Source organism: Proteiniphilum acetatigenes DSM 18083 (genome assembly GCF_000380985.1).
Classification (GTDB): domain Bacteria; phylum Bacteroidota; class Bacteroidia; order Bacteroidales; family Dysgonomonadaceae; genus Proteiniphilum; species Proteiniphilum acetatigenes.
Genome location: NZ_KB905693.1, coordinates 349,754 through 370,697, shown reverse-complemented (window position 1 = coordinate 370,697; position 20,944 = coordinate 349,754). Strand labels below are relative to the sequence as shown.

Genomic DNA, 20,944 nt, shown 5'->3' with positions numbered 1-20,944 from the left:
AATAACAAAAAAGACAAATTATGGCGCTTCAAATTACAGATGCAACCCTTGACTCAGTATTGGATACAGACAAGCTGGTGGTCATAGATTTCTGGGCTGAATGGTGTGGCCCCTGCAAAATGATCGGACCCATCATCGAAGAGATCGGAGAAGAGTACAAGGATAAAGTGGTAGTAGGCAAACTCAATGTGGATGAGAATGACGAAACTACCGGCAAATACGGAATCCGCAATATCCCTACCGTGCTTTTCATTAAAAACGGTAAAGTGGTAGACAAACTGGTAGGTGCAGGCCCCAAAACACTTTTTACTGAGAAAATCGATAAGTTAGTATAAATAACCTATTTATATTATTAACAAAATATCCCGGCATAAATTGTCGGGATTTTTTTGTTAATAACAGAGTCTGTATCAAAATTTTAAATAATTGTATAAAGAACAAATAATTTTTATTATGTTTGTGAGATAAACAATCTGTGAGTTGAGGAAAACTGTTCGGTATAAAGATTGAACCAATGAAGAGATTATTCCGTCTTATTTTACTTTTTCCCATTTTTCTCTGGTGTTACCCATCTCTTTTGGGACAATCTTCATTTCTCTTTAAACAACTGGAGGTTCGTGACGGACTTTCCCACAATCAAATTAATCATATTTTCAAAGACAGTAAGGGTTTTATGTGGTTCTCCACCGCATCGGGCTTAAACAGGTATGACGGATATAAATTTAAAGTGTTTTTTCACAATCCGAGTGACAATTATTCATTACCGGATAATTGGGTCAGCAATGTACAGGAAGATATAAGCGGACAGCTTTGGATCCATACGGCTGATGGATACGTAGTGTTCAATCCCGACAAAGAAAAATTCGAAAGGAGTCAGATTCTGTTAAATGAAATGGGCATAACAAACCCGGTCGATCTTATCTTTATCGATAAAGATAAAAATATGTGGTGTTATGCAAATTCATTCGGATTTTACAAGTACCAGCCGGATACAGGCAAATCGGTATTCTTCCCTCAAAACGGGCAAACGGGACAATTAAGCAGCGGGATTATTACCGATATAAAAGAAGCGGAAGAGAGTTATCTGTTTGTTTTTCAATCCGGCCTTATTCAATATATGGACAAAAGCAGTTTACGGATCACTTATACCGACAACTACATTCAACAACAACAGAAAGGCAATGCCCATAATTATCAGGCCTTTGTCGACGCAGACAACAACGTATGGATCTATTCCGATATACCGCTTGGAACCTGGTTATACCATTCCCGGCAAAAAGAATGGAAGCATCTGGGATCAAAACACAGTGACTTTCCATTTTTATTGTCAAGTGACATGATCCAGGATATTATCCAGGATCCCAACGGGCTGATCTGGATGGCAACCGACCATGGGGGAATAGATATTATCGATAAAAAAACCAACACGTTGACAAATTTGCGGAACCTGCCTTACGACAAACGAAGCATTGCGCACAACAGCATTAATTGTATTTATCCCGACAATACAGGTATCATCTGGATCGGCACCTATAAAAACGGAATATCTTACTACAGCGAAAGTATTTACAAATTCGGCATTGAACATCTCAATTATTTCAAAAAGGTAGATAACTTCAAACCCGATGTAAATTCCATTATTAAAGATGACAAAGGAATTATCTGGGTCGGCACAAACGGAAGCGGATTGGTCCGTTTAGATACCAGGGACGAATCGTATCCTATTTATAACCATTATTCATCCGGGAACTCTTCTTTGACCGATAACGTGATCGTCAGCCTGTGTGCTGCCAAAAACGGAAAGTTATGGATCGGCACCTACCTGTCGGGGATGGATTGCTTCGACGGAAAAGAGTTTATTCACTATCGCCATGATCCAAACGACCCGAACAGTCTTGCCAACGATAATGTCTGGTCAATTGTTGAGGACAGATCCGGAATGATCTGGATCGGGACATTGGGAAGCGGACTGCAAAAACTCAATCCGGATAACAGGCAATTCACCACATTCAATAATAGTACACAACAACAACTATCTTCGGAATATATATCCTCGCTTTTTTTGGGTACAAATGATAAATTAATTCTCGGAACAGCCATCGGAATTACAATCTTCGATATACAAACCGGACATTCAGAGATCTTAATGGGCAACCGCAAAGGGGATCAGTCCTTTACCAATCTGAACGTGAATCAGGTGTATGAAGACAGCCGCGGACTTATTTGGGTGGGAACCCGGGAAGGGTTGAATATCTGGGATCCCAAACAGGATAAAATCACCCAATTGTACAAAAGCGACGGGCTTACCGATAATGTGATTTCAGGAATTATTGAAGATAACCAGCATAATATGTGGATCACTACTTCTAACGGCGTATCCAATATCATTATCCATACCGATTCAAAAACCAATGAATATCATCTTTCTTTTGTGAATTACAGTGAAGTGGATGGCCTGCAAAGCCACGAATTTAATTTACGTTCAGTATTCAAATCTTCCGATGGAGAAATTCTGCTTGGAGGGACCAACGGATTCAATATATTTAATCCGGAAAATATCCGCTATAATACTTCACAACCCAAAGTCCTTTTTACCGGACTGAGACTGTTCAATGAAGACGTTGAGGTCGGAATTGAATACAACGGGAATAAGATCCTGTCATCGGAGCTGAATCGGGTAAAAGAAGTCACCTTCAAATACGGGCAAAATGTTTTTTCGGTCGAATTCTCCGCCATGAATTATGTGCTCCCTGAAAAAACAACCTATGCCTATATGTTGGAAGGATTTAATACGGATTGGTTATTAACCGACCATGGCGTCCACAGTGTTACTTACACCAATCTCGCTCCGGGAAAATACACTCTTAGGGTAAAGGCCGCAAACAGTGACGGCTTTTGGAGTGAAGAATCCACAGCGCTGCAAATCCGTATAAAACCTCCATTCTGGTTGTCTGCCGGCGCCTATATCTTCTATGCTTTTCTTCTGATCTCTATCCTGTTACTGGCCCGGTATATGATCATAAGAAACGAACAACAGAAGTTTAAAATGAAGCAAATAGAACTGGAAGCACAACGGAAACATGAAATGGATGAAATGAAACTTCGTTTCTTTACCAATGTCAGTCACGAATTGCGCACACCTCTGACATTGATCATATCTCCGTTGGAAAATATGATGAAGTCCGTTGCCGATGACCATCAAAAACACCAGCTTTCTTTGATACACAAAAATGCCATACGGCTGTTGAATATGGTGAACCAGTTACTGGATTTCAGAAAAAGTGATGTGAATGAACATTCCCTGAATTTATCCTATGGAGACATTATCTCGTTTTTGAAAAATTCTTTCACCTATTTCACCGAATATGCGGAAAAGAAGAATATCCGGTTGACCTTTTTCTCATCGGTAGATGAATTGAGAATGGTATTCGATGAAGACAAAATGAGGAAGATAATGATGAATCTTCTCTCCAATGCAATAAAATTTACCGAAAAAAACGGAACTGTGGATGTGTTGGTAAAACTTTTACCTAAAAACGAAGAGACCGATCCTGAACAAATAGAGATAAGAATAATAGACACTGGCATTGGGATAAAAGACGACGAGAAAAAGTGGATTTTTGAACGTTTTTATCAGGGAAAAACAAAAAACGAAGATTTTCCCGGAAGCGGTATCGGATTACACATCGTAAAAGAATTTGTTTCTATTTGTAAAGGAACCATTCATGTATACGACAACGCACCCAAAGGAAGTATGTTTATTCTTCAATTCCCGGTTGACAGGCTGAAATATATTGTTTCACAATCCGAAGTAACTAAAGAGGAACAGATAGAGAACCCGGGAGATGTGGTAAGTAACGGGGAAAACGACGAAGCCCCGGGAAGGAATGAAACGCGAATCCTTTTAGTGGACGATAACGATGATTTCCGCTATTTTATGAAAGATACGTTGAAAAAAGAATTTTCATTACTGGAGGCATCCAACGGAAAAGAAGCATGGGAAAAAATTCTTGAATCTTCTCCCGACATCATTATCAGCGATGTGATGATGCCCGAAATGGATGGATACGAACTGTGTGAAAAAGTAAAAAACGACGTACGCACATCCCATATTCCCCTCATTTTACTCACGGCACATACAGCCCAGGAACAGGAACTTCGGGGACTTGAGACAGGTGCCGACGATTATATTACAAAACCGTTTAATTTTGATATTTTATTGCTGAGGATTAATAAAATACTGGAGTTAAGATCCTATCGTCAGAACAGATTTAAAAATCAAATAGAAATTGAACCCGCTGAAATAACCATCACTCCGTTGGATGAAAAATTAATTAAGAATGCCATAAAATTGGTAGAGGATAATATTGACGACAGTGAGTTTTCGGTTGAGAGATTAAGTAAAGATCTGGGGATAAGCAGAGTACATCTTTACAAGAAGATGATGTCCATCACCGGAAAAAGCCCCATTGAGTTTATCCGCATTATCCGTCTTAAACGGGCGGCCCAATTATTAAGGGAAAGCCAGCTAAATATCTCCGAAATAGCCTATCAGGTGGGTTTTAACAATCCCAAAAGTTTCAGTAAATACTTCAAAGAAGAGTTTGATATTTTACCCTCCCAATACCAAAATAACGCATCTTTATCCCCCAATAATAAACCCGAAACATCTTTGTAAACATTTAACATCCCTTACGGAAACAAAACACTCCCCTGTGTTATCAAATGCAAGAGCAACCGCTAACATAGAGAAAATGCCGGCATGTAAATCATGATTAATTTTACAAAAAATAATTATAATACATGGAGCGCATTTTTTGTATAGTATTCAGTATCCTCTTTTTTCTCTCCTGCACATCAGCCGGTTTGGAAAAGACACAAAACGGAGTCATTATCCGTATTAATCAGGAAAACAGTTCCGGCGTGAAAACAATCCGGTTAAATGTGGTCAATGACAAGATTATTCATGTATCGGCAACTCCTGAAAAAAATTTCCCTAACGAGAGAAGTCTGATTATCCAATCCGGATTAAACATGTCGGATAAGTTCAGCGTGGAGGAGAAAGAGGATATTATCATCCTTTCCACCGATTCCTTGGATGTAACTATCCACAAGTCTACCGGTGAAATAGCATTTCTGAATAAAAAAGGAGAATACATTCTTCGGGAAAACAGCGGTGGAGGAAAAACATTTACACCTATAGAAGTAGAGAAAACAAAAGGATACACTGTGCATCAGTTGTTTGAATCACCTGATGACGAAGCTTTTTACGGCCTGGGACAGCATCAGTCCGACGACTTTAATTATAAAGGAAAAAACGAATCGCTGTTCCAATATAACACCAAAGTGTCTGTGCCTTTTGTCATCTCCAATAAAAATTATGGAATAGTATGGGATAATTATTCCCTGAGTAAATTCGGCGACGTGCGTGATTATGCAGACCTGGACCGGTTCAGACTTTATGGAGCTGACGGGTCGGAAGGAGGACTCACAGCGGTATACTCGAAAAAAAACGATCCTTCAAAGACAATTGTACGTAAAGAAAACAGGCTCGATTACCAGTTTTTGCCTTTACTGAAAAATTTCCCCGAGAATTTTGACCTGAATCACTCCAACATTGTCTGGAGCGGAGAAATAGAAGCTCCCGAAAGCGGATTATACCGGTTTTTCCTCCATTATGCCGGTTACACCAAGGTATATATAAACAATGAACCGGTGGTGGAAGAGCGTTGGCGCACCGCATGGAATCCGAACAGCTATAAATTCGAATATAACTTCCGGGAAGGTGAGAGAGTGCCTATACGGATAGAATGGGAACCCGATGGCGGGGTATCCTATATTGCCTTAAAAGTGTTGAGTCCGGTTCCCGATGAAGAGCAGAATAAACTCTCGCTTTGGAGCGAGATGGGAAACGGCATCGATTACTATTTTGTGGCGGGGAACAGTATGGATGACGTCATCAGCGGCTACAGGACCCTGACCGGAAAATCGCAGATCATGCCCAAATGGGCGATGGGGTTCTGGCAAAGCCGGGAACGTTACAAAACCCAGGATGAACTGCTGGAAACCCTTGCTGAATTCAGAAAACGAGAAATCCCCATTGATAATATCGTACAGGATTGGAGCTATTGGCCGGAAGCGGAATGGGGAAGCCACAAGTTCGATAAGGAACGATTCCCTGATCCAAAAGGGATGGTTGATAAAATACATGAGATGAACGCACGGATCATGATCTCGGTATGGCCCAAATTTTATATGAATACCGACCATTATAAAGAATTCGACAAAAACGGGTGGATGTATCAACAGGCAGTAAAAGACAGTATCCGTGATTGGATCGGACAAGGGTATATCGGCTCATTCTATGACGCATATGCCGAAGGTGCACGCAAACTATTCTGGAAACAGCTCGAAGAAAACTTATATTCATTGGGTATCGATGCCTGGTGGATGGATGCTTCCGAACCAAATATCCAGGATAATACCGACATGGATTACCGGAAGAAGCTGTGCGGCCCCACTGCACTTGGTTCTTCCACAAAATACTTCAACGCCTATTCGCTGGTAAACGCCGAAGCCATTTATGACGGACAACGGAGTGTAAACCCGGATGACCGTGTATTTTTATTGACACGCTCCGGTTTTACCGGTATCCAGCGCTATTCAACCGCGGTCTGGAGCGGGGATATCGGTACCCGCTGGGAAGACATGAAAGCGCAGATCTCGGCCGGGCTCAATTTTGCTTTATCCGGCATACCATACTGGACAATGGACATCGGTGGATTTTGTGTGGAAAAAAGATATGAGCAGGCACAGCATTACTTCGATGCTACAGGAATTGAAAATGAGGATTTGAAAGAATGGCGCGAATTAAACACAAGGTGGGCGCAATTCGGGGCGTTTGTGCCGTTGTTCCGTTCCCATGGACAGTTCCCCTACAGAGAGGTGTTCAATATCGCTCCTGAGGACCATCCGGCCTATCAATCCATGGTCTATTACAATAAACTCCGATATCGTTTGATGCCCTACATCTATTCATTGGCCGGAATGACTTATTTCAACGATTACACCATCATGCGCGCATTGGTCATGAATCACGGCAAAGATACGAAAGTGAATGATATCGGCGACCAGTATATGTTCGGGGATATGTTGATGGTTTGCCCCGTGTATGAATATAAGGCAACCGACCGTGAAGTTTACTTCCCTGTCACCACCGGTTGGTACGATTTCTATACCGGAAAATTCATTGAAGGGGGACAAAAACAACGGGTAGATGCCCCGTATAGCCGTATGCCGCTGTTCGTGAGAGAAGGGGCTATTATCCCGTTCGGCCCTGAAATTCAGTATTCCGATGAGAAAAAGGCTGAAAATATCACATTATATGTTTTTGCAGGTAAAAACGGAACCTTCTCTCTCTATGAAGACGAAGGCGTGAATTACAATTATGAAAAAGGAGCGTATGCTACTATCCGATTTAACTATGACGATGCGACCAAGACCCTTGTAATAGGTGACAGGGAAGGATCGTTCGAAGGGATGTTGCAGGAACGCAGGTTCAATGTAGTCTATGTCGATAAAAATGTACCGCAGGGCGTAAACCCCGATATAAAAGGAATTGAAGTCGTTTATACAGGTGCGGCACAAAAGATACCTTTAGGAAAATGAAAAACACTATTGCCATAATACTATTGCTCGGCGTTGTTGTTACCGGATTCAATGCCTGTCGGGAGAGCACCCGGAACCCTCGCAAAACCGAGAATTTCAACGATGGGTGGCATTTTTACCTGGGAGATATTCCTGAAGCAGGCAGTGCGGCATTTGATGATAACGGTTGGAGGGAACTGGAGCTGCCCCACGATTGGGCGATTGAGGGTGATTTCAACGAGGATCATCCCTCGGGAAGCGGTGGTGGAGCCCTGCCCGGCGGGATCGGTTGGTACCGGAAATCGTTCTCACTTGATAAATCCTATGAAGGGAAAAAGGTATTCATTGATTTCGACGGCGTCTATATGAATTCCGATGTGTGGATCAACGGCATCCATCTCGGACACCGGCCGTTCGGCTACATATCGTTCCGGTATGACCTTACTCCCCATTTGAAATTTGATACGGAAAATGTCATATCGGTACGGGTGGACAACAGTGAGCAACCCAATTCCCGGTGGTATTCGGGATGCGGTATTTACAGGAATGTATGGCTGACCAGCGTCGATCCGGTGTATGTTGATCTGTGGGGAGTATATGTAACGACGCCGGAGATTACAGAAGGTAATGCCGTTGTGAATATAAAAACAACCGTCAAAAACGAAATGCCACAAGAAGTGAATCTAAAAACTGAGACATCTATTGTAGACGGTTCGGGCAAACAGGTCGCTTCGGCTTCGGTCTCCGGCACACTGGCTGCCGGCTCTTCCAAAGAGATCAAACAGAATCTCTCCGTGCGGGAGCCGGTATTGTGGACAATTGAAAATCCCTGTTTGTATGAGGTAGTCACCCGTATTTTCGTGGACGACAAACAGACCGATGAATATGTGACCCCGCTCGGAATCCGCTATTTCACGTTCGATGCGCAAAAAGGCTTCTTCCTTAACGGTGAATCGACGAAGATAAAAGGAGTCTGCCTGCATCACGATCTGGGTTGCCTCGGTGCGGCCGTCAACACAAGGGCCATTGAACGGCAGCTCAAGATACTCAGGGAGATGGGTGTGAACGGTATTCGTACTGCGCATAATCCTCCTGCACCGGAACTACTACGGTTATGCGACCAGATGGGATTTATCGTGATGAACGAGACGTTCGACATGTGGCGTAAACAAAAAACCACCTACGATTACTCGCGCTATTTTAACGAATGGCACGAAAGAGACCTCACAGACCATATTCTCCGCGACCGCAACCATCCTTCGGTATTTATGTGGAGTATCGGCAACGAAGTGCTTGAGCAATGGACCCATGCCGAAGCCGATACACTCGATATTCAGCAGGCAAACCTATTGTTGAATCTCAAACGTGACGAGACGGCGCTTGCCGGGGTGGACGGGGAGAAGATGAGTGTGAATGCGCTGTTGACAAAAAAACTGGCTGATATCGTAAAAAGTTTGGATCCGACCCGACCCGTGACAGCCGGAAATAATGAAACCAATCCGGCCAATCACCTTTTCAGATCAGGAGCACTCGACCTGATCGGATTCAATTATCATGGTTATGACTATAAGAACGTACCGGAGAACTTCCCCGGCAAGCCATTTATTGCAGCGGAAACCACTTCGGGACTGATGACCCGCGGTTATTACCGGATGCCGAGTGACTCCATGTATATCTGGCCTGTGCGTTGGGATATCCCGTTTACCGATCCGTCGTACGCCTGTTCTTCCTACGATAATTGCCACGTCCCCTGGGGCTGCACGCACGAGCAGGCATGGAATGACGTGAAAAACAGCGATTTCATCAGTGGAATGTATATCTGGACAGGATTTGATTATCTCGGCGAACCGACCCCCTTCTGGTTTCCCGCACGAAGTTCCTATTTTGGCATTGTAGATCTGGCCGGTTTCCCGAAAGATGTCTATTACATGTATCAGTCGGAGTGGACCGATAAAGAGGTATTGCATGTTTTCCCGCACTGGAACTGGCAATCGGGAGAGATTGTGGATGTCTGGGCCTATTACAACAAGGCCGATGAAGTGGAGTTATTTTTGAACGGCGTCTCCCGGGGCATCAAAAGAAAAGAAGGCGACAAGCACCATGTCTTTTGGCGATTGGCCTATGAGCCCGGTACAATAAAAGTGATTTCCTGTAAAAACGGAGAAGAAGTATTATCAAAAGAAATAAAAACAGCCGGAGAACCGTCGCAGATCCGTTTAACGCCGGACAGGCGTGTGATCAGGGCAGACGGGCAAGATCTTAGTTTTATTACAGTGGAAGTTTTGGACGAAGAGGGCGCTGTCTGCCCTAATGCAGAGAACCTGATCCGTTTCAACCTGTCGGGTAACGGAAAGGTCGTCGGTGTGGACAATGGGAACCCGACAAGTATGGAACGGTTCAAAGCATCGGAACGGAAAGCATTTTATGGAAAATGCCTGGTTGTTGTGAAAAGTGAAAAGAGAGAAGGAGTTATTCATCTGGCGGCAGAGTCGGATGGATTAATGAAAGATGCCATTGAAATAAAGGTGACGAAATAATGTCGGAGACCGGCTATTCGTAATCTAATACGTATTATTTTTTATTGAGTTGTCAAGTCAAAGGAAATGACGACTAATACGCTTACTATTAAACTAATTAATTATTAAAGTATGATAAACATGAATTGCAAACGAAGTATAAATAATCGTTATTTATACTGTTTTTTAATCGGTGTGTCACTGATCTTACTAAAACCGGTGACGCTGCATGCGGAACCTTTGCAAAATAATACCATTACAGGTACGGTGGTCTCGGTAACCGACGGGGAGCCGTTGATCGGGGTAAGCATTTTTGTGAAGGGGACAAATAACGGTACGGTAACCGATATCGATGGGAACTATTCGATCAACGTAAATACAGGGCAAACACTTGTCTTTTCTTACATCGGATTTATTTCCCAGGAAGTGGTCGTACGTGAAAATGTAATCAATGTAAGCCTGGCAGAAGATACTGAAGTCCTCGACGAATTAATTGTAATCGGTTATGGCGTACAGGCAAAGAAATTATCTACCGGGGCAACCATTCAGGTAAAAGGCGACGAACTGAATAAAATGAATACTATCAGTCCCTTGCAGGCCCTGCAGGGAAAAACTCCCGGGGTAAATATCACCTCTACCTCCGGACAACCCGGTTCGAATATGAAGGTGGTAATCCGCGGTTTGGGTACAGTCGGAAACCACAGCCCTCTCTACCTGATCGACGGAATTGGTGGAGATATATCAACCCTGAATCCTGCCGACATCGAGAGCATCGACGTTTTGAAAGATGCAGCATCTGCCGCTATTTATGGTGCACAGGCTGCCAATGGTGTAATCCTCATCACCACAAAAAGCGGGAGGGAAGGGAAAGCGCAAGTCAACTTCGATGCCTATTATGGAGTGCAAAATGTAGCCCGTAAAGCAGATATGTTGAATGCGACCCAGTATATGACTATCATGGACGAACAGGCATTGAACAGTGGTAATGCGGCTTATGATTGGAATAGTTTCCAATCTATTTATGATCCAGGCGGCAATCTCTATGATATCGACTGGGTGGATACGATGTTTAAAAAGAATGCAAAAACTGAAAGTTATTCATTAGGCATTACCGGAGGATCGGTCACTTCCACATACGCCATCTCATTGGGTTACTTGAATCAGGAAGGGATAGTTGGTGGTGCCGATGTCTCCAACTATGAACGCTATAATTTCCGGGTCAACTCCGAACATAAACTGTTTAACGGCTTCGTGAAAGTCGGCGAACAGGTGAGTTTCATATACAGGATAAATAATGGTATCAACGTAGGTAACCAGTATAACAATACGTTAAGAGGCGCTTTTGGTGTATCACCGCTGACCCCGGTTTATAGTGACAATAATATGTATGATTCACCATACAATGACACAAGCAACAGCGACTGGTATAACGGAGACGGTAACCCGTATGGTCTTATGATGACCAATACGAACAACGAAGACAAGTCAGGTACATTTAACGGTAACCTGTATGCCGAAATTGAACCGATAAAGCGGTTGAAATTGCGTACTGTATTTGGTGCTGTCTACAATGCAAGTGAATACCGCAGCTTTACCCCTCTCTATCATTTCAGTATTTATAGCTATAACGATACCCGTACCAGTGTTTCACAGAATATGAACCGTGGACTCGGCATGACCTGGACAAATACGGCGACTTACGATTGGACAATGAATAACCATGCTTTCAATACATTGCTGGGTATGGAAGCCTATCGTTATGAAGGCACTTACCTGGGAGCGGGAAATGGCATATTGAAAGAAGGTTTCGACACATGGAAATATGCCTATATCGATAATGGAACGGCTTCTTCCAGTACGGATGGGTTAAGTGCGTCAGGCAACCCTCATGATGAATCGCGCAGTGTTTCTTATTTCGGTCGTTTGGGTTGGAACTGGAAAGAGACCTATATGGTGAATGCTACGTTACGTGCCGACGGTTCTTCCCGGTTTGCCAGAGGTAACCGTTTCGGATACTTCCCTTCTATCTCTGCCGGTTGGACACTTACCAATGAACCGTTTATGGAGAACGCCCCATCGTGGCTCAATTTCCTCAAGCTACGGGTCAGTTGGGGACAAGTGGGTAACCAAAACATAGCCAACTACCAGTATCTGGCTCCGATGAAAAACAGCAATACCCACTATCTGTTCGGGACAGGCGGATATAACGATGAGAATGCTGCGAAAGAACTGGCCACCAATTGGGGTGCATATCCCAATCGCTTAGCCAATGAAAATGTAACGTGGGAAACCTCCGAACAAGCTAATATCGGGTTGGATGCCTACTTGCTCAACACCCGCCTTGGAGTAAATCTCGATCTCTATACGAAAAATACCAAAGACTGGCTGGTTCAGGCACCTATCCTGGCGACAGTAGGCGCGGGAGCTCCTTATATCAACGGTGGTAGTGTAAAGAATAGCGGGATTGAACTGGCATTGACCTGGAACGATCGTATAAACAAAGACTTCAGTTATAATATTGGGCTGAATGGTGCCTATAATAAAAACACAGTAGGAGAGATCCCTACCGAAGACGGTATCATTCACGGACAAACCAACCAGTTATATGATAATACTCCCGAATTTTATCGTGCGGAAAATGGTAAACCCATTGGGTATTTCTGGGGATACAAAACAAATGGCCTGTTCCAGAACGAACAGGAAATCACAGATTGGATCGCTGCCGGTAACGGTGTACTCCAGAATGATGTAAAACCCGGTGATGTGAAATATACCGACGTGAATCATGACGGTGTAATCGACGATAACGACAAGGTAAATCTGGGTAAAGGAATGCCCGACTTCACATTCGGTTTCAATCTCAGTTTCGAGTACAAAGGTTTTGACTTTTCTGTTTTCACCAGTGGTGCTGTAGGTCAACAGATTGTACAGTCTTACCGGTCACACACAAATAAGTATGCCAACTATACAACGGCAATTCTTAACCGTTGGACAGGTGAAGGCACAAGCAATAAAATTCCCCGCGTAACAGAACAGAATATCAACTGGCAGTTCTCCGACCTCTTTGTGCACGACGCAGACTATTTACGTATCAGTAATATCACCCTTGGTTATGACTTTTCCAGATTTATCAAACAGAAGTTCATCAGCCAGGCGCGTATTTATACCCAGGTGCAAAATGCCTTTACATTTACAAAGTACGAAGGTATGGACCCGGAAATCGGCTATGGTGTCGACGGTTGGGTAACAGGTATTGATGTAGGATACTATCCTCGTCCAAGAACAATCCTTTTCGGTGTAAGTCTTAAATTCTAATTAACTAATGGATAATAAAATGAACAAGATGAAATACAATATAGTAGTAGCAGTCATACTCTCCCTGATGCTGGGAATAGCCTCCTGTACCGAAAGCTTCCTGGACGTAGAGTCCAAAACGGAATCTACTACCGGTACATCCTATAAAAACGAGAAAGATGCCTGGCGCGCTTTGATCGGTTGTTACGACGGATGGCGTCAGACCTCCTCGGCTATACAGGTGGGTTTCTATCTGGGTGCTGAAACTATGGGCTATGAATGCTTCGGTGGAACCGGCAATGCCGACGGACGTAACTATCAGGCCATTGACCGTTTCGACATCTCTCAATCGCCCGCCGACCTGAATATCTACGAAAATGATTGGAGGAACTATTATGCCGCGGTTTATCGCTGTAATGAATTGATATCCCGCGAAGAACAAATTAGCTGGAATGAGACAGACAGTAAACGTGGCACCTATATGGGTGAATGCCGCACCATCCGGGCCCTGCTTTATTTTGACATGGTTCGCCTTTGGGAAAATATCCCCCTGTTTGACGAACCGGTGAATGAGAACCGTCCGCAAGCTGATCCTTCGGATGTGTTTACACTTATCTTTGAAGATCTGAAGTATGCCATGCAAAACATCCCCGCAGATGCTTATCCCAAGGCAAATGCTTTGAGCAACGACGGCCATATTACTAAATATGCTGCTGCAGCGCTTTTTGCACGCGCATATCTTTATTATACAGGATACTACGGTACCGAGCCAGCAGGCGCCACAAAAGCGGAAGCCCTGGCTGCACTGGAAGAGATCATTTCTTCCAATGAATACAACCTCGTAGGCGAATTCAAGAACTTATGGCCTGCCGCATCGGCCGGTGTGGCTGAAATCGGTGATATGGAAACCCTGCTCGGAACGTATGCCGGTGATGGTAACAGCGAAACCATTCTTGCCATGAAATTTACCAGTTCGCAAGATTACAATGGGAATAACGACGGCAACCGTTGGCAGGTAATGGTCGGTATGCGAAGTCTGAATGCGCCCCCTTACGGAAAAGGCTGGGGAGGGTTGACTGTGAATCCGGCATTCGTAAGCGAATTCCAAACCGGTGATACTCGCCGTAGTGCTTCCATCATCGACGTGGTCGGCGAAGGTATTACCGGGCTTGCTGATTATGAAGCCAGCTACAAAGACCAACGTGAATATACCGGCTATGCCGTGAAAAAATATGCACCGCTCTGCTTTGCCGACGGGACTTCCGCATCGAAAGCAGATGGATCGGGCGATTTCCAGATTTCCAACCATCAGGATTATGTAATTATTCGGTATGCCGATGTATTACTGATGGCGGCCGAGCTGGGAAGCCCGAACGCACAGGCTTACTTTGACGCTGTTCGTAAGCGTGCTTATACTTCCGACGGCGTGCTTTCTTCTAATTACGCGGCACTTCCTGTAACCAAAGAGAATATTATACAGGAGCGCCGTCTGGAATTTGCGTTCGAAAGTATCAATTATTGGGATTTGCTCCGCCAGGGAATAGACTACGCAGCCAATAAACTTGCGGCTGAGATCCCCGTGTATAGTGGGGGTTCCCAGGATGTAGTCTCTATCAGGGCTGACCGGATCCGTGCGACGAAAGGTCTTAGTCAGATCCCGTATAATCAAATAACGCTGGCAAACGGTATGCTGGTTCAAAACCCGGGATGGTAATCGCCATCATTAACAATTAATACAGGAATGAATATGAAACGAGCATGATAACTGTTCTCACCCGAGTTCATGACTAAATGCGAGTTCCATACGACACCATTGAAAATAAATAATTTTAATCGTATGAAACGAGCATGAAAATGATTTCACCCAAGTTCATGATTATCGCGAGTTCCATACACCGAAATATAAAAAATAAAATAATCGTATGAAATCTATATACATATTTATAGCAAGCGTAATTATACTTTTTTCCGCTTGTACGCCCGAACAATATGATTTGGGTGTAAAGGATGTAACACCGGACGATCTGGTGGAAGGAATTGCATTCAAAATAGAACATGATGCATCAAACCCCAATATCGTCTATCTTTCCAGTCTGATGGATAGCAGATATACCCCCCTGTGGAATCACCCTCAGGGACGCAGCCAAAAGCAGAAAATAACATTAAAAATAGCGTTCCCCGGCACATACGAAGTAAAATTCGGAGTAGAAACACGGGGAGGGATAGTATATGGAAATCCTGTTACTTTTACGATTGATGACTTCTATGCTGAGTTTGTAAGCGATGAATTATGGACATTGCTTTCAGGCGGTGTAGGCAATGCTAAAACATGGTATCTCGATCTCGATGCAGATGGAGTGAGCCGTTACTTCATTGGACCATTGTATTTTTATGGAACCGATGATAGCTGGGAAACAGTGACCAATGGCGTTACACTGCCTGAAGGGAGTGACTCATGGAACTGGAACCCCGACTGGCCGGGCAATAGCTGGTTGATGGATGCAGCCGACTTTGGCTCAATGACTTTCGATTTGAGAGACGGTGCAAATGTGGTGGTAGAACATAAAACGATCCCGTCGAGAGGAATAGAAAGGGGCACCTATATGCTCGATGTGGATGACCATACTTTAAGGATGACAGATGCCTCGCCCTTGCACGATATCAACCGTGACGGGGTAGTAATAGATTGGGGAGACATCAAGATCATGTCGCTTACCGAAAATACATTGCAATTGGCTGTATTACGCGATCCCGAACTGTCGGGAGAGGGAGCCTGTTTGCTGGTTTATAATTTCATTAGTAAGGAATATTATGACAACTGGACTCCGGGTGAGCAGGAAGAACCCGAACCATCGCTTCCCGATAACTGGATGGATGATGTGTCACAGACCGTTCAGAAAACCATTGTATGGAAATTATCGGAAGCCAATCCGCTGGATTGGTGTGGTTTGGACGGAGCAAGAATGAACGGATGGAATAAACCCGAAGATTATCCGGATTGGTTGGGAACCCCTGATCCTACCGTTTATGGAGATTTCAGCCTGGCACTCAACTCCGAGGATATGGAGGCAACTTTCAAGCTGCCTGACGGAACGGAACTGACAATGGGCTATTCATTGAACGATAAAGGGATCTATACTTTTGATGAGACTGTTCCTGATTTTTCGATTATCAGTTGGGCATCTTTCCATCTCGATGCCAACCGTCAATTGCGTATCATGAGTATCGAAAAAGATGCCTCTGGAAGCGTTTCGGGGATATGGCTGGGAGCCCGCGATCCGGAAAAACCGGAATATATGGCCTATCACCTGATCCCATCTGCTGGCGGCAGTACGCCTACCGATCCCTTAAAAGCATGGAAAAATGCCTTTGCAGGAAAGACCTTCAAACCCGATGTTCACTGGTTTGTCGACTGGGTAGGTGGCGCACCCGGTTTCTCAGGAGGATGGACAAGTTCTTCCACTTTCGGAGATGATTATACGTCCAACGGTTGGGTATGGGATGCCAATGTGAGAGCAGTTGCTGAGAGTGCCACTCTTAAGTTCGGCTTAGAGGGTGATAAGCTGAAAGTAACATTGAATCAATTAAAAGAGGGAGTTGATTATTCTGCGACAGGTGATGTGACAATCAATGCTGCCGAGAATATATTGAATATAAGTATACCCTTAGTAGACTATGCGGGGACAGCAGCCTCATGGCTGGGAACTGTGAATGATAAATCTCCCACGGGAAACTCTTCCGACTGGTTTTTTGTTTCTCATGGAGGATCTAATTTATCGAATATAGATACCCAGGGCTTCTGGTTAGGACGCTATACCTCTTCTATTGCCGCAGGAGATGAAAATGATGAAGTTTTGATCTTCCATTACGTGTTAGCTGAATAAAGAGGGTAACTAATGGGTCACAAAATATCGTCAGACGAATGCTTTAGTTGCAATCATACGACTTACGAAACTTGAATCACTAACATTTCTGTAAAAATAGAATGATGGATCTTATTAGGCAATATTTTATGGGAGTTTCTTTGCTCCTGGCGATTTTCTTTTACGCGACAGCCTGTTCCGGCAATGATGAGCCAGTAGCGCCGGAAATCATACCGGCCAAATCGGAGATGACTTTCTCCAAAACAGGAGGAACCGAGACACTGTCTGTAAAATCAAATGTAGCATTGGAGGTAAAAAGTAACGACGAAAGCTGGTGCCGGGTGGCACCGGCTTCATCTGCTTCGGGTGCCGTTTATAAATACACTGTTACGGTAGATGCCAATCCGGATACCGATGACCGCTCCACTACGATAACGGTAAAAGGGGGTAATATTACCCAAACCATAAAAGTAGCTCAAACCGCAGCCGATGGATTGATGGTAACGCCAACTACATTTAATGATGTAACCGGAGAGGGCACTCAGATTGAAGTCAGGTTGACGACAAATGGCGCGGTTATCATTACCTGCAACGATAGCTGGATTACTGAAATAAGCAGTCGTGCCGCGATGACGGAACGAACCCTGACTTTCAATGTGGCAGCCAATTATGGCGATCCTCGCACGGGAAGTATCACCTTCTCTTTGGGAGACCTTACGGAAACCGTAACCGTAAACCAGCTTGCAGGCAATATCCCGAACGCAGGAATGGAGAGCGACGCCCTGGTATTGGCGGCTAAAATGTATGCGGGCTGGAATATAGGAAATACACTCGAAGCCATTGGTGGCGAGACGGCCTGGGGTAATCCCAAAGTAACCGAAGACTATATAAAGAAAATAAAAGAACTCGGCTTTAACGCTATACGTATTCCGTGTGCATGGGATCAGTATATTGAAAATATAGAAACCTATAAAATTAAGGATAGCTGGCTGGATCGCGTAAACGAGGCAGTGGGCTATTGTGTTGCCAACGGCATGTATGCCATCGTTAATATCCATTGGGACGGAGGATGGTTGGAAAACAACTGTACGCCCGACAAGCAGGAGGAAAACAATAAGAAACAACACGCTTTATGGACGCAGATCGCCAATAAGCTCAAGCATTATGACGAACATCTGCTCTTTGCCGGCACCAACGAACCGAACGTGGATAACGCCCAGAAGATGGTCGTATTGAAATCATACCTGCAGACGTTCATCGATGCGGTGCGAGCCACAGGCGGAAACAATGCTGTACGCAACCTGATTGTACAAGGCCCTAATACCGATATCGACATGACCAATAATCTGTTTGGCGATATGCCGACGGATGTTGTACCTAACCGGTTGATGCTCGAAGTGCATTACTACAATCCGTGGACATTCTGCGGTCTGACGCAGGATGAGAGCTGGGGTAGGATGGCTTACTTCTGGGGAGCTCACTCTGTAATCGGATCGGATCGTAATGCCACTTCCGGTGACGAAGCAGAAATGAAGTTATTGTTTGCCAAAATGAAGACGAAGTTTGTGGATAAAGGTATCCCTGTCATTCTGGGTGAGTATGGTGCTATCACGATGCGTACCGGATTGGGAGAACATCAGGGAGCACACAACAAGTCCCGCAATCTCTACGACGAAACCGTGACACGCGAGGCCAAGAAGCACGGAATGGTTCCTTTCTATTGGGAAACCGGTGGAGTAGTAAATCGCAACACGGGTGAAATAAAAGACAGTTATGCGATGGACGGTATCTTGAAAGGAGCAAAAGAGGGAAAATATCCTTTCTAATAGAATGCAATGATAGCTATTATAAGTGGTGGTGACGGATCATTCCGCAACCACCACTTTTTCGTTTTGAGTTATTCCATTCTCGTTAAACGATTCAATGGTAAAGTAATATTTCTGATTTATATCAAGTATGTTTATGGTAACCGTTGTATCGGCATACACCATATAGCTGTGATAAAGCTTGTCCGGGTGGCTGCCAAAACTAACAGTATAACCGGTAGCGCTATCGGCTTTAGCCCAGGACAGGGTTACACTTCGCCGGTCATCAGCATTCCTTTTGGCCGTCAATTGTTCGACCTGTCCGGGTTTTTCGTCCTGTCCCTTGCCAAAAACCCGGAAACCGCTTATAGCAAAGCTACCGTCCGGCACCTCAATATTGGTTATTTTCAGATAACGGCAAGATGTTTTTTTCTCTAATTGGAAATAGGGATGCGTATTATCGTTATCATTTTCCGACTGATCGATCAACACCTTCCAATTGATTCCATCCACAGATTCTTCAATGGTATATCTGTATCTGAGGTCTGCCTGTCTCCCGAGAATCCGGGTGCCATGCTCTGCAAAGTTCACTTGCAGGGCATAAACATCGTAATTATCACCCAGGTCAATCATGGCATATTCACCCGTATTTCCGGTCTGGGCAGCCCAATAGGTACGGATATCTTCATCTGCGATGTTATCGGCCGATAAAGAATCCACTGAAGAGGACACCTCCACCGTTTTGCGGTAGGAAAGGAGCATCCATCCGGGAAAGATATCATCGAACCCGTTTACCCTCCGTGTCGGCATAATCAACGGGTAATCGGCATACTTGGTTATGGAATACAATGTTCCGTCGGCATCATAAAAAGCCGGATAGAATCCAAGGCGGCGTTCAAACATATGTTTTTGGGAAATGGTAATGGTACCTGTATGCCAGACATTCCCATATTGATCGGCAAACAAACTTCCATGCCCCGCACCCGATGCAAAACCTTCCGGTTTATAGACAAACGGGTTGTGACTCTGCACAGTAAACGGACCGAGAGGATTATCCGAAACATACATTCCATCGGCATAGCTCTTGAATTCGGTTCCCGGACCGGCATACTGAAGGTAATACTTTCCGTTTCTCTTTGTTACCCACGCTCCTTCTATCCAGGGATTCCTATCGGTTAATCGGTTATAATCACCGGGAACTTCCCATCCATGCTCCCCGGGATTTGCATGCACCAATTCTTTCGGCCCGCCAATGAACGAAAAATTATTGTTGTGATCAACTTCAACGCCATACAAAGGATTAGAATCAGAACATCCCCAATAAAGATATAAGCGGTTATCATCATCTAAAAAGAAAGCCGGATCCCAAACAGGAATCCCCAGTTTTTCGACAGCAATGTCCCATTCTCCGCTTAACGGGTCACCACTTTTGTAAATAGTGCTCTGATCATTGGATGAAGCCAGAAAATAAATCGTATCATTCAATACAATGGTCGTTGGCGCATATTCTTCGGTTGGGATACCGTTTGTCTCAACAAATGTCCAGGAAAGTAAATCTTTGGAATGCCAGTATCCGCCCGATTTTGAAGCAAATAAAAAATACCTGTCCCTGAACCACATCACGGTAGGATCGGCCGCTTCTCTTCTGGAAGGATCCTCTACACTAAAACGATAGTTGATATCTATAGGATTACAAAATGTCTTCTCCTTATTTTCGACAGATTCAGTTGTAACCTGACAGTTACTCATCATTAGAGAAAGGCCAAGAATAAAAGATAAGTTCCTCATCTGTATCTATTTTTAATTATTAATTTTCAGA

The 20,944-nt window shown here is 44.1% G+C and carries 9 protein-coding genes; 8 read left to right on the top strand and 1 reads right to left on the bottom strand.

The window, feature by feature from the left end; genetic code table 11:
- Window positions 1–20 precede the first annotated feature (20 nt).
- The 8 genes from trxA (at window position 21) to F597_RS0103500 (ending at window position 19,146) form a co-directional block, all read left to right on the top strand.
- A complete protein-coding gene (gene trxA, locus F597_RS0103535; protein ID WP_019538335.1) occupies window positions 21–335 on the top strand; it encodes a thioredoxin in 315 nt (104 codons plus the stop codon).
- A 179-nt stretch (window positions 336–514) separates the two neighbouring features.
- Window positions 515–4,678: a hybrid sensor histidine kinase/response regulator transcription factor gene (locus tag F597_RS20065; RefSeq protein ID WP_044059999.1), complete on the top strand. Its 4,164-nt coding sequence runs from the start codon at window positions 515–517 to the stop codon at window positions 4,676–4,678.
- 125 nt (window positions 4,679–4,803) lie between these two features.
- Window positions 4,804–7,668 carry a TIM-barrel domain-containing protein gene (locus tag F597_RS0103525; RefSeq protein WP_019538333.1) on the top strand — a complete coding sequence of 955 codons (2,865 nt, stop codon included), beginning with the start codon at window positions 4,804–4,806 and terminating at the stop codon, window positions 7,666–7,668.
- The gene (locus tag F597_RS0103520; protein WP_019538332.1) at window positions 7,665–10,184 is read left to right on the top strand and encodes a glycoside hydrolase family 2 TIM barrel-domain containing protein; all 2,520 of its coding nucleotides are present in this window, start codon (window positions 7,665–7,667) and stop codon (window positions 10,182–10,184) included. The genes F597_RS0103525 and F597_RS0103520 overlap by 4 nt, the downstream gene beginning before the upstream one ends.
- Before the next feature lie 120 nt (window positions 10,185–10,304).
- Complete coding sequence (locus F597_RS0103515) at window positions 10,305–13,478, top strand: SusC/RagA family TonB-linked outer membrane protein (protein ID WP_044059998.1); 3,174 nt, start codon at window positions 10,305–10,307, stop codon at window positions 13,476–13,478.
- 19 nt (window positions 13,479–13,497) lie between these two features.
- Window positions 13,498–15,171 (top strand): RagB/SusD family nutrient uptake outer membrane protein, encoded by a 1,674-nt coding sequence (locus tag F597_RS0103510; protein ID WP_026327081.1) that lies wholly within the window; start codon window positions 13,498–13,500, stop codon window positions 15,169–15,171.
- A gap of 208 nt (window positions 15,172–15,379) precedes the next feature.
- Window positions 15,380–17,341, top strand: coding sequence for a hypothetical protein (locus F597_RS0103505; protein WP_019538329.1), 1,962 nt, complete (start codon window positions 15,380–15,382; stop codon window positions 17,339–17,341).
- A 101-nt stretch (window positions 17,342–17,442) separates the two neighbouring features.
- Window positions 17,443–19,146 carry a cellulase family glycosylhydrolase gene (locus F597_RS0103500; protein ID WP_019538328.1) on the top strand — a complete coding sequence of 568 codons (1,704 nt, stop codon included), beginning with the start codon at window positions 17,443–17,445 and terminating at the stop codon, window positions 19,144–19,146.
- A 39-nt stretch (window positions 19,147–19,185) separates the two neighbouring features.
- Here the strand turns inward: F597_RS0103500 and F597_RS0103495 are convergent, their stop codons facing one another.
- Window positions 19,186–20,913: a family 43 glycosylhydrolase gene (locus F597_RS0103495; protein ID WP_019538327.1), complete on the bottom strand. Its 1,728-nt coding sequence runs from the start codon at window positions 20,911–20,913 to the stop codon at window positions 19,186–19,188.
- Window positions 20,914–20,944: the final 31 nt, after the last annotated feature.

Coding starts and splice junctions, on each gene's coding strand:
- trxA (WP_019538335.1), top strand. CDS start 21: ATGGCGCTTCAAATTACAGATGCAACCCTTGACTCAGTATTGGATACA.
- F597_RS20065 (WP_044059999.1), top strand. CDS start 515: ATGAAGAGATTATTCCGTCTTATTTTACTTTTTCCCATTTTTCTCTGG.
- F597_RS0103525 (WP_019538333.1), top strand. CDS start 4,804: ATGGAGCGCATTTTTTGTATAGTATTCAGTATCCTCTTTTTTCTCTCC.
- F597_RS0103520 (WP_019538332.1), top strand. CDS start 7,665: ATGAAAAACACTATTGCCATAATACTATTGCTCGGCGTTGTTGTTACC.
- F597_RS0103515 (WP_044059998.1), top strand. CDS start 10,305: ATGAATTGCAAACGAAGTATAAATAATCGTTATTTATACTGTTTTTTA.
- F597_RS0103510 (WP_026327081.1), top strand. CDS start 13,498: ATGAACAAGATGAAATACAATATAGTAGTAGCAGTCATACTCTCCCTG.
- F597_RS0103505 (WP_019538329.1), top strand. CDS start 15,380: ATGAAATCTATATACATATTTATAGCAAGCGTAATTATACTTTTTTCC.
- F597_RS0103500 (WP_019538328.1), top strand. CDS start 17,443: ATGATGGATCTTATTAGGCAATATTTTATGGGAGTTTCTTTGCTCCTG.
- F597_RS0103495 (WP_019538327.1), bottom strand. CDS start 20,913: ATGAGGAACTTATCTTTTATTCTTGGCCTTTCTCTAATGATGAGTAAC.